This window comes from Borreliella spielmanii, from assembly GCF_014201705.1.
Taxonomy (GTDB): Bacteria; Spirochaetota; Spirochaetia; order Borreliales; family Borreliaceae; genus Borreliella; species Borreliella spielmanii.
Map to the genome: position 1 here is coordinate 1 of NZ_JACHFA010000004.1, position 10,234 is coordinate 10,234.

9 protein-coding genes and 2 pseudogenes are annotated in these 10,234 nt (G+C 23.0%); 6 read left to right on the forward strand and 5 right to left on the reverse strand.

The genetic code is table 11. The annotated features are described in order from the left end of the window. A pseudogene (locus tag HNR35_RS04585) lies at positions 1-206 on the forward strand (lipoprotein P35); the annotation flags it as partial. 185 nt (positions 207-391) lie between these two features. After that, positions 392-892 (forward strand): CRASP family complement regulator-acquiring lipoprotein, encoded by a 501-nt coding sequence (locus tag HNR35_RS04590; RefSeq protein ID WP_236845790.1) that lies wholly within the window; start codon positions 392-394, stop codon positions 890-892. Between the two features lie 514 nt (positions 893-1,406). On the opposite strand, the gene bptA is transcribed toward HNR35_RS04590, so the two are convergent. From bptA to HNR35_RS05785, 4 genes are all read right to left on the reverse strand, one after another. After that, a complete protein-coding gene (gene bptA / locus HNR35_RS04595) occupies positions 1,407-2,033 on the reverse strand; it encodes a virulence-associated protein BptA (protein WP_183224249.1) in 627 nt (208 codons plus the stop codon). A 12-nt stretch (positions 2,034-2,045) separates the two neighbouring features. After that, complete coding sequence (locus HNR35_RS04600) at positions 2,046-2,570, reverse strand: hypothetical protein (RefSeq protein WP_183224251.1); 525 nt, start codon at positions 2,568-2,570, stop codon at positions 2,046-2,048. 743 nt (positions 2,571-3,313) lie between these two features. Then, positions 3,314-3,361 carry a hypothetical protein gene (locus tag HNR35_RS05995; protein WP_473246936.1) on the reverse strand — a complete coding sequence of 16 codons (48 nt, stop codon included), beginning with the start codon at positions 3,359-3,361 and terminating at the stop codon, positions 3,314-3,316. A gap of 207 nt (positions 3,362-3,568) precedes the next feature. After that, positions 3,569-3,847, reverse strand: coding sequence for a DUF226 domain-containing protein (locus HNR35_RS05785; protein WP_336509701.1), 279 nt, complete (start codon positions 3,845-3,847; stop codon positions 3,569-3,571). A gap of 535 nt (positions 3,848-4,382) precedes the next feature. Here HNR35_RS05785 and HNR35_RS04610 point away from each other — a divergent pair. The 3 genes from HNR35_RS04610 to HNR35_RS04620 all read left to right on the forward strand — a co-directional run bounded on the left by HNR35_RS04610 (position 4,383) and on the right by HNR35_RS04620 (position 8,068). Beyond that, the gene (locus HNR35_RS04610; protein WP_214645998.1) at positions 4,383-5,009 is read left to right on the forward strand and encodes an isochorismatase family protein; all 627 of its coding nucleotides are present in this window, start codon (positions 4,383-4,385) and stop codon (positions 5,007-5,009) included. Between the two features lie 1,531 nt (positions 5,010-6,540). After that, a complete protein-coding gene (locus HNR35_RS04615; RefSeq protein WP_336509702.1) occupies positions 6,541-7,500 on the forward strand; it encodes a plasmid maintenance protein in 960 nt (319 codons plus the stop codon). A gap of 10 nt (positions 7,501-7,510) precedes the next feature. Further along, positions 7,511-8,068 carry a DUF226 domain-containing protein gene (locus HNR35_RS04620; RefSeq protein WP_183224253.1) on the forward strand — a complete coding sequence of 186 codons (558 nt, stop codon included), beginning with the start codon at positions 7,511-7,513 and terminating at the stop codon, positions 8,066-8,068. A 694-nt stretch (positions 8,069-8,762) separates the two neighbouring features. Here HNR35_RS04620 and HNR35_RS04625 read toward each other — a convergent pair. Further along, entirely contained in the window at positions 8,763-9,311 is a 549-nt protein-coding gene (locus tag HNR35_RS04625; RefSeq protein ID WP_183224255.1) for a P52 family lipoprotein, read from the reverse strand. Positions 9,312-9,807: 496 nt separating this feature from the next. Between HNR35_RS04625 and HNR35_RS04630 the strand changes: the two are divergent. After that, positions 9,808-10,234 (forward strand): annotated as a pseudogene (locus tag HNR35_RS04630) (virulence associated lipoprotein); the annotation flags it as partial.

Sequence of the window (10,234 nt, forward strand, 5' to 3'; positions counted from 1 at the left end):
ACACCAATCAAAAAGATGTGAGATATCAATCCAGTAAAAAGAGATTAAAGTCCAATAAAAAGGGATTAAACTCTAAAATAGAAGCAACCCAAAATAAAGAAGAAAACCTAAATAAAGAAGAAAACCTAAATAAAGAAGAAAACCTAAATAAAGAAGAAAACCTAAATAAAGAAGAAAACCTAAATAAAAGAAGAAAACCTAAATAAAGAAGAAAACCTAAATAAAGAAGAAAACCTAAATAAAGAAGAAAACCTAAATAAAAGAAGAAAACCTAAATAAAAGAAAAAACTCACTGCTTGATGATTTAAGAAATTTAATAGAAAAAGTTAACGAGGATAGAAAAAAATATGAAAAAAAATTAGAAGAAGAGACTTCAAACCAATATGGAATATTGGCTTTCAAAGAATTGTCTTGGCATGACTTAAAAGATGCATCAGCAGCCGATAATATTGAGAGAGCTAAAGATTATAGAAAACGAACTTATGCTGTCTTAAATGATATTGATACTAATGAATTTAAGAAATTTTCAGAAATTATAATTTTATCAAAACAAACAGAAGGCATATTTAACTCCTTCAATTCATTTGGAGCTACTATTGAAGACACATTTGTTTTCTTATTATATCCCAATAAAAAAGACAATCTAGACAAACTAGAGATTTCAGATTTAGAGAAGCTTAAAAATTCGATTGAAAAATTTTTATCTATAAAAACAATAATCTCAAAAACACTAACCCAATTTTTACTAGATTATGAAAATAATAATAATCATATAAAAACAGATAGCTCTAAGCTTAAATCTTATTTAGCTACAATTGCTAATCAAATTGAAGAGCAAAATAAAGAAGCACTAAAGCTAAAAAATGATATGCTTTCAATAAAAAACTTTTAAGTCATCATATTAAAACTGTAATAATATAAAAGCCTATCTTTTAAAAGATAGGCTTAATTTTGAACTAAAGATCATAAAAAAAGAAATTAAAGAAAAAATGCCTAAATTTAGAGAATTAATACAAAAAGGATAATTTTTTTTATAAAAGCACTCTATCTTCTAATCTTAAAAACAAAAAACTTTCCTTTTCCCATAGAAAATCTAATTTGATCATTAATTATAAGAAGAAAATTCGAATCGCAATCTACCAGCCATTGCTAATGCTTATCAAAAATTATTTCCTGCTGTTAACATATAAAATATTTTTTTTAGGAATTTTTTCTTTTAAATTACATTAACCCAAATCAGATGCTATTTGCCCTTCATACTGAAAAGTATGATCTTGCATAATGGAACTGCAAATGTTTCTAATTTTTTAAATTATCAATATCACAACTTAGCAATAAGCTAATTTTATAAAAAGAGTTTCAATATTAATTAAAAATATACTATTTTTCAAAAATTTCAGTTCAAATTAAAGATTGTATTTTGGTAAAAAATTTTCTATATCTATTTTATATTCTCTGTCTTCATTAGTAATTAAAACAATTTTTAATCGTTTTAATTTTTTAATTTTCTTAAAAAACCTTTTAGATAGGGTAACACTTAAGGTGTTTTTTACTACAAAAGGGAATTTTAAATTAAAAAATTTTTCATTTATATTTGGATCTCCAATGTTATAATCTTTTAATTGTTGCCATTTCTCACTTGGCAAATTATTTTCATGCCTTGAAACTTGAGCATCTTCCAATCCTTCAAAAATTACACTTTTAAAGCCTATAATTTTATTGTCATGCACTGTGAAATCAAACTTATAACCAGGATACAGAGCTCTATAAGAATCTATCAAATAACCCGTTAGATTCCTAATATTCTTTTTATACTCATTAATCTCTGGACTCATAATATCTGATTTTATAAAAACCAACTCTTTCAAATTATCATCTTTAAAATGATATGCATAAGTTTCATAAGTAAAAACTCTATCTTCTGACTTTTCAACAATTTTATTATAAATAATATTATTTTCTTTTTTCACAACCAAAAAGAAAACTAAAAAAATACAACCTAATAATAACACAAAAAATATTTTTCTTCTCATTTAAAATCTATCCTATTTATGAAAAATCATATCAAAAGCATTATAAAAACATATACTATTTTCCCTGCTTACCTTGAAAGAATATTTTTTTCCCTCATTATTTATCTCATCAAAACATTCAACGTATACATCAATTCCACTTATTTCTGCCAACTTTCTTATTCTCTTTATTGTTTCGCCATCAGAAAATAGACTCATATCAAAATTCAGATAATTAACCCCATCAATAAAATGGACATCAATCGGCTGTGTTATTGTAGAAATCCCATCAATATATATCTCAACCCCATTAATATACGCCTTTTTAAGCACGAGCTTTGTGTTATTCATAATTTGTATCTTATAATCTAAATCTATGTATCCTTCAAGATAATGCTTTAGAACAAGAGACCCAAATTTGGTTTTTAATTTAAGAATTAAACCCAAATTAAATCTATTACTGTCATTTTTAATAAAAATTTCTTCAGATAATTCACTAGAAAAAATAAACACATTGGGAATTAATAAAAAGAAAATTGACAATATTATTACTTTCATACCTTTTATTATTATACTATTTGCAAGAAGAAATTAATATAAAAAGCTAAGTTAATTTATCTATTTTTAGATATGCTATGCAAACTATATAATTCTTGGTTATTTTCTTGACAAGCTATATTTAACCCTAATTTATAAAATTAAATATTATTGTAACATTGTTTATATATTATCAATATAATGATTATATATCGTTTTAAAAATTTGTATTCGAAATCAGTTAATACAATAATGAACAATAATAATAACTATAAAATATATATACTTTTTAGCAAATACTTATATGGGGATACAAAAAGTTAAATTTCTAATTCTAAAATTGGTTGATTAAAAAATTTTTAAAGTCTTTACATTTTAAATATTAAAAACTTCTTTCTAATAGGCTTTCCTATTAATTAGTCTGTGATTTTATTATCAAATATAAAATCACATAGGGCCTAACCATAAATACTCTTAAAGCAAGAATACTTATCTTAAGCCCTATAAATAGACATCGACCAAAGTTAAGGATGCTTATAGTTAATAGCACCACTTACAAATATTATATGTATATATAGTGTTTAAATCAATATATTATTCTCAAATAATATATGTACTTATTTCTATTTGTAAATTATCTTTCAAAAAATTTGCTTTACTATCCCGATTATTTTTAAAAATTTTATGATTAAAATAGCTATTTTACAAAAATAAAAAACTTCGCTATTTTATTAAGCTCTTATTAAATAAGAGATTAATAAACCCTATTCATAAGCCTGCCTTTTTGCTATTTTATAACTTCTAGTAAACATTTTAAAGTGTTGATAGCTATCCAAGTTATAATATTTTTCTCTTTAATCTCTTTCAAGATCTTCATTGTTTCGATTTTATCAAAATTTCTTTTTAGAAATTAAGCATTGGTTTTTCTTTTAAAAAAGAAATCGTTCCATTTGATCTTCATCAAAATTAATTTCAATTTAATTTTGATATTTGACACTACCTTTTATTTTTCTATTTATTTATAATTCCTCCATTTGGTAATTCTTTACAATAAATTTGTATACTTCTTTTTCTAATTTTTTTAACATGTTAAACACTTGAAAATATCTTTTATTAATTTTTTCTTTTTTAATTAGTCTAGCAAGACTTCTTAAATAACAAAACACGCTACCTTTTTTAAATTTAAATTCTATATAATATACTTTGGAAAATGTATATGATTTTACAGTATCATTAATTTTGTATTTTACAATAATTTTTTTTATAGGCTTTCTATATCTATAAAAATTCCTATAAATTTATCATTGTCTCTTTTAGAAAAAAAATTAAAACATTCTAACTTTTATTGACTAAACAATTATCTAAAAAGAATTAAAAATTTGTTTTTTTATATCTGTTTATTTTAAGCTTATATAGATCCGTCAGCATTTTAGTATAATATACTATTCTTTTATTGAGAATTTCTTTTTTAATAAAAATTTCTAGCCCCCCACTTTTTACAATTATTTCTTTTATTTTCTTTTTTTCTTTGTTACATTTAATATGTAGCATTTCATTTAAAGAATATATATATGGATTTTGATGTCTTTTTAAACGAACCTTACAACGATCTATTATATTTATTGATTGCTATGCTTTCCACAAAAGAAATTTTTTACAAGGAATACTTGTTTTTTCTCTTAATACTTGTAATACAGATCTTAATATTATAATTAATAAAAACCTAGAGCTAAAGATAAACTTTGTGTTTTAATTTAGATAGTTTTAAGGTAAAATTAATTATTATCTTAAACTCCAAATAAATAATTGATAAAAGTTATATTTTAAGGAATATTGCCTAAGGAGGATTTTATTCTTAACATAACAGAAAATAGTGCGCTTATTTTAATAGATATCCAAAATGATTTTTTAGAATCAGGTGCTTTGCCGGTACCTAATAGTAACAAAATAATTCCTTTGATTAATCAACTTCAAAATTATTTCAAAAACATTGTCGCTACCAAGGATTGGCATTGTAAAAATCATGTAAGCTTTTTGAGTAATAAAACCGGGGGCATTTGGCCAAACCATTGCGTCCAAGATACTTGGGGATCAGAGTTTCCTAGCAGCCTAAATACAAGAAAAATAGAAAAAGTTTTTTTAAAAGGCACGAATCAATATTATGATAGTTATAGTGGATTTTATGATGATTGCATCAAAACAAAAGAAACTGGTCTAAATCTTTATCTAAAAAACAATTCAATCAATATATTATTCATAGCGGGATTAGCATTAGATTTTTGCGTAAAAGAAACAATACTTGATGCAATTAACTTAGGATTTCAAGTTTATCTAATAAGAGATGCTACAAGAAGCATAACAGCTACTCCAGAATTAATAATTCAAGAACTTAAAAAGCTGAATGTATTAACTTGTTTTTCTAAAGACATTTTCGACAGCCAAAATAAGCTTAATCCATAAAAAATCATTCAATGACATTTATTTAGAAAGATACTATTTCTAAATAAAAGATTATAAAAATAGCTTCCTGTTTTATTACATGAGAGTTTTTTAGAATATCTAAAAAGATGGTATTTATATTAACTTCAAGTAGCTTTTTCATTCATTTTTATTTCTTTGTAAGAATAATTTTAAGATTTATGGCTACATTTATACCTCTACTATCATAAAAAACACATTAATCAACAAAATTCACCTCAGTATCTCTCGCCTGTAAGCCTACATTTTCATAGTCACAAAAGTTACAAAACTTACTTAATAAAAAATATTTTTCTACTTTACATAATATAAAATTAAATACTTTGCTTTGTACTATAATTACCTATTAAATTCATACCAACCTAAACCATTAGCTTTTTTTAAACATTACTTATTCATACCCTTAAACTAAAAATCTTCTATTGCTGGATTTTTGTAATTATTTGCATAAACAATAAGATTGTTTATGCAATTTTTTTTAATTTAAAATTTTCTTGAGCAAATTAGAAAACTTTAATTTTGTTTTATTTCTATTAATACTAGAGTAGTTTTTTTTGTTTTTTTAAAAAGATTTCAAAGAAATCTTTTTAACTCATCTATAATTGTAGTAAATATTTAAATCATTTATTTTATTATCTTTAATATCTAAATATTCAGCCGCTACTAAGCGCTACAAAAAGCCAAGCTATCAATTTTTTAAAGATTTGAAAATATTTTATATTCATGCGAATTAACATAAAAACTACGTTTAGTTTTTCATAGTATTTTATTTTATCCTCTAATATTTTGCTATATAAAAATCTTACAAATCTTAATACTTTTAAAAAGCACATTTTTTTGGATCAATATCTGGCGCCAATCTGTATTTATAAGCTCTATTAACACTTATTATTACTTATCTTATCTTAAAATTTACATTGTAATAAATTATTATCTTTATAAACTCACTTATATATGACTTTTTAAAACCCTATTACAATAGATCAGATACATTATATTAAAAAGCTATTTATGTGATGTTTTTTTTAATTTTTAATTCTCTATAGCCTTTAGAATCAAAAGTATAATTGCCAATCTCATTAGGAATAATAAACATGACACAATGCCATTTTAAATAGCTCATTATTTTAAACATGATAAAAGAATGACAAAGAAATACTTGACATATATCACAAAAAGCCTATCTCAAGATACCAAAAACAATACTTTGGTATAATTCTCCCAACTCGATGTATTTTATGAATAGTTAAATATTAAGAATTTAATTCTAATAAAACCTGTTTATAACACAACTTAATATAAAATTTTCATTTCTATTTTTTAGTGCTAGACTTTACTTATCTTAAAAAGCACTAATTAAATAGGAGTGAATAAAAACCAATCAAAGTTGAGGAGGTAGGAGTGCAGGTTAATAAACCCTACAAATACAAAGTAAATACCAGCATAAACTGATTGTTTTAATTGCAACACTTGAATATATAAACAAAAATAAAAAAAATACAATCAATCTGATATTCTTTATTGTTTTAATAGCAACTTAAAGCGCAACGAACAAAAAGAAGTTTCAATAAAAATGCTTCAAAATTACTTCTATAAATTTAAAAAGCTTAATATTACTACTAATTACTATAGACATCTGGGTATTAATATGGGCACTGAAATCTACTATGCACTTAAACGCTCTAAAAAAGACTGCTACAATCTGCTAAACCAATACTTCAGAAATAAAAAAACACAAAGATTCCAAAAGCGTGTTAATTTATACATTAAAACAAATTATAATAAAAAGAGCAATGTAAAAGATGGGGGGTGTCTTAATAATAAACATAATAAAGAAGAAAAAGAAAATAAAAGAAAGACACAAATTAATAAATTTAAATTAAAAAAATACACAAAAAAATGTAATTTAAGTAACGACATTTCCTCTTTTATTATTGACCTTAATTTAAAAAAAGAAACAGCTATAAGGCTTTTCAAGCTTATAAGCAAAGAACAATATTATTTCAAAAAGGAAAATAATAAACATCATTTACGAAAGCCATTACAAAATAAGAGAAGAGATTTAATTTTAATACTAAAAAAACACAAATGGATTTTAAACGTGGGTTATGACAAAGAAAAATTAAAAATACAAATTCGAAACACATATCAAAAATATAAAAACAAACCCCATTTCATATTAGAAAGTAATAAATACAAAGACTTTAATCAAATTAAAGATAAAATAAAGAGCAATACTAAAAAATTTGATGTTCAAAAACATAAAGACAAAATAAAAATCAATATATATAACATACTTTTAGATCAGTTATATTATAGAATCAACAAAACAAATTTAAAGGCTAAAATTAAAGAATACTTGAACAAACAAAAAAAACTAGAATATAAAAAAATATTTAACAATCAATACTATAACGAAATTATTAACCTAATAGAATCACAAAATAATCATAGAAGCAAATGTATAAATTAAGAGTTTAATAATGAAAAATGTATTAAAAAAGCTTAACAATAAAAAAAAAGAGATATTGCTAAAAAGCAGAAAGCCAGAAATTTTCATCAAAAAAGAAATTCTTAATGAAAGAACAATATATCATACTAAAATGCTAATGGATCTATATAAGTTTGAAATTAATAAATATAAAAAAAACAAATTTTTAATTCTTTTCAGAGAATTGTTTAATCAAGAAAAGTTAGAATGTCTCAATTTATTCTCTACAAGAGATAACGATAAATTTATAGGAATTTTTTATGGATATAGAAAACCTATAAAAAACATCATTACAAAGTACAAAATTAATGATACCGTAAAATCATATACATTTTCCAAAGTATATTATATAGAATTTAAATTTAAAAAAGGTAGCGTGTTTTGTTATTTAAGAAGTCTTGCTAGACTAATTAAAAAAGAAAAAATTAATAAAAGATATTTTCAGGTGTTCATTAACATGTTAAATAGATTAGAAAAAGAGGTATACAGATTTTATTCTAAAGAATTACCAAATGGGGGAATTATAAATAAATGGATAGAAAAATACTAAAATAAATTACCGTTGGTTCAATTAAAGGTAGTTGGCAACTTTAAAATGTAACAAAATTACTTAATTAAGATTATAAAAATTATATTTATTGGACTATTCCGGTAAACTTGAGGTGTGATTTTTTATCCATAAAACAATGTTTATTATTTATACCATTTTTCAATGGTAAGTTCTTATAAGAATTATATAAATTTAAATCAAGATATAGAAAAAAAGTTAAGGGATTTTTAAATAAAATAAATGGTGGTCAGAAAGAAAAAATAGGAAAAAGAATAAAAGTAACTATAAAAAAGAAAAAAAGAATGATAAAAAGTAGTAAATAAAAATAAAATTAAAAAACACAAATAAAATAGATGTTATAGCTAGCAACACTGATAATATTAAAAGAGAAAAAAAGTGCTTGTACAAAAAGAGAGGAATGTGAAGATAAGGTTACTTATCTTATATAATAACTTATTTTTAAACTTAGAAAATACTAGAAACAATTTAAGAAACAAAATAAAAGGCATAGCAAATAAAATTTAAGAATGCCTTATATCATTATAATAATATAAATTCTTTTTTAAAAAAAGAATTTATAACTAAAAGTCTAATATTTTAGATAATTTTACTCATTAATTAATCCTTACACGAAATAAAAACATTAATTAAAAATGAAAATTGTCTTACAATTATAGCCGAAAACATCTTGAAGCTACTGTTCTATTACCCCCTTTTTCACTTTTAAATATTGTTGATCAATAGTAGGCCTAGGCATAAAAACCTCCCTCCCATTATAATAATAGTTATATTCTACTTCACCAGAATACTTAATATCTGGAGAATATAATTCACTTATACATGAATAAAGCCAATAAACATCGCGTTTAAATTTATCATTCCGATCATTTTTTACCCTACCAAACAGCTTAATCAGTTCTTTAGATCGCTCAGAACCTAAGTCTAAAAAGAATTTATTAAAATACTCCTCATTATAGTCAGGCACTGGGGGTACATCGCGACCACCGCTGCCATATTTTAACCCGTATAAAGTCTTTTTTATATCAACTAGTAAACAATGCTCAGGCACATATAATTTTAAATTAGAAAATATCCCCCCAGTAACAATCTCATTAGACCCTTTGTCATAACTTTCCATTTCTAAGTTCTCAAAAAAAGTTTGAACGGCTTGTTTCTGCTTATCAGGCAAATAACAACCCAGTAAAGCTAATGTTATTATGCAAACGCCAACCAAAATCCTCATATATACCCCTTTTTACCTTACTGCTAAAATAATCTATAAATATATAAGTTTATCTAAATACTATTTTTACTAAACTTTTAAAAGTTCTGTTAAAATAGATTTCTCTAAGTAAGACAAGTATATACCAATCTTATCTTTTCTCAAGAAGTGTTAAATACGGAATCATTATATTAATTTATGGAAATTAAATATTTAAATAATATCCTTATAAAATAAATTCATAAATGCATACATAAAAGTCAAATACTAATAACAAATTTTAATAAAATTATATTTAAATAAATAAATTTGATAAAAATCAATCAAAAATATATCGAAATAGATTTTTAAAAAGCCCAAAATATTACAGAATTTCTGGTAATGTAAATATTATTATTTTAATAATCCAATACTTAATATAATACAATTTTGTATTAAGTATTGGATTATATTAATATCGCATTATATTTAATATTAAATTAAATTTAATATTATGTTTAAAGTAAGGAGAGTGCCTATGAAATATAATATAATTGCAAGCGTGTTTGTTTTTCTATTTTTAACTGCTTGCAATCCAGATTTTAACACCAATCAAAAAGATGTTAAGTATCAATCTAGTAAAAAGAGATTAAAGTCCAATAAAAAGAAACTAACATCCAAAAAAAGGGGACTAAAACCTAAAACAGAAGTAAATCAAAATCAAGAAGTAAATCAAAATCAAGAAGTAAATCAAAATCAAGAAGTAAATCAAAATCAAGAAGTAAATCAAAATCAAGAAGTAAATCAAAATCAAGAAGTAAATCAAAATCAAGAAGTAAATCAAAATCAAGAAGTAAATCAAAATCAAGAAGTAAATCAAAATCAAGAAGTAAATCAAAATCAAGAAGTAAATCAAAATCAAGAAGTAAATCAAAATCAAGAAGTAAATCAAAATCAAGAAGAAG

Coding starts and splice junctions, on each gene's coding strand:
- bptA (WP_183224249.1), bottom strand. CDS start 2,033: ATGAGAAGAAAAATATTTTTTGTGTTATTATTAGGTTGTATTTTTTTA.
- HNR35_RS04600 (WP_183224251.1), bottom strand. CDS start 2,570: ATGAAAGTAATAATATTGTCAATTTTCTTTTTATTAATTCCCAATGTG.
- HNR35_RS04620 (WP_183224253.1), top strand. CDS start 7,511: ATGAAAAATGTATTAAAAAAGCTTAACAATAAAAAAAAAGAGATATTG.
- HNR35_RS04625 (WP_183224255.1), bottom strand. CDS start 9,311: ATGAGGATTTTGGTTGGCGTTTGCATAATAACATTAGCTTTACTGGGT.